Annotated in this window: 1 protein-coding gene; it reads right to left on the reverse strand. The window is 68.7% G+C overall.

Going from position 1 to position 1,171, the window contains the following annotated elements:
- Positions 1-266, reverse strand: a 266-nt coding sequence (locus ACWDKQ_RS36310; RefSeq protein ID WP_450143262.1) for a hypothetical protein, incomplete at its 3' end; no start/stop codon positions are given.
- Positions 267-1,171: the final 905 nt, after the last annotated feature.

The raw sequence follows: 1,171 nt of genomic DNA on the forward strand, positions 1-1,171 counted from the left end.
AAACCAGCAGCATCAGCCCCAGAAACAACACGCCACACATCCCCCCAAACCCCGGCGGCAACCCCGACGTGGTGTTCATGCAGGAATTGCATTCCGTCCTGGGCGGTCGTGTACCCCGCCGCTTGAGCCCGGGCGACCCACCCCGCCAACTCCTCCCGAGGTATCCCACGCCGCCGAACCTGCTTCCCCTTCCCGGACTCACCACGCCACACATCCCCCCAAACCACGGTGTCAACCCCGACGTTGTGTTCACGCAGGAATGCCATTCCGTCCTGGGCGGTCGTGTGCCCTGCCGCTTTAGCCCGGGCGACCCACTCCGCCAACTGCTCCCGAGGTATCCCACGCCGCTGAACCCGCTTCCCCTTCCCGAACTCAGCACGCCACGCATCCCGCCAAACCCTGCCGTCAACCCCGACCTTGTGTTCATGCAGGAATGTCATTCCTGCCGTGGCGGTCGTGTACCCCGCCGCTTGAGCCTGGGCAACCCACCCCGCCACCTCCTCCCGAGGTATCCCACGCCGCCGAACCCGCTTCCTTTTCCCGGACTCAGCACGCCACGCAACCCGCCAAACCCCATCGGCAACCCCGACGTTGTGTTCACGCAGGAATGTCATTCCTGCCGTGGCGGTCGTGTACCCCGCCGCTTGAGCCCGGGCGACCCACTCCGCCAACTCCCCCCGAGGTATCCCACGCCGCTGAACCCGCTTCCTCTTCGCGGGCGCGGCATCCTGCGGCCTGGATGCCACCGGGGTATCCGCACCCGACGCCGGGTGGGCCGTGGATGGTCCGGCCTGCGACTCACCCGGATACGTCTCCCCCGGATACGGCTCGCCCGGCCCCCGCTGCGGGGGCCTGCCGCCCCGCAGCCCGCGTTGCCCCACGCCCCCCACAGACGACGGCACACCCTTACCACCACGCACCGGCGGCCGGGCGGTACGCCACAAATCCGGCGCACCGTCCACACCCGCCTCCCGCACGCTGGCCGCCAACTCTGCAGCACGCGCCCACGCGGCCGTAGCGGCCGCTGGTTCGGGCAGGCCATCCCGCCGTGCTCGATGCAAAGTGACCGCAACCTGATCCACCACCAGGTCAAAGGCCACCCGCTCCGGCGGCTTCACACCCACAAACACCGGAGCGAACAACAACGGACTCACCAACTCCGCGGCCTTGT

This window comes from Saccharopolyspora sp. NPDC000995, assembly GCF_053599315.1.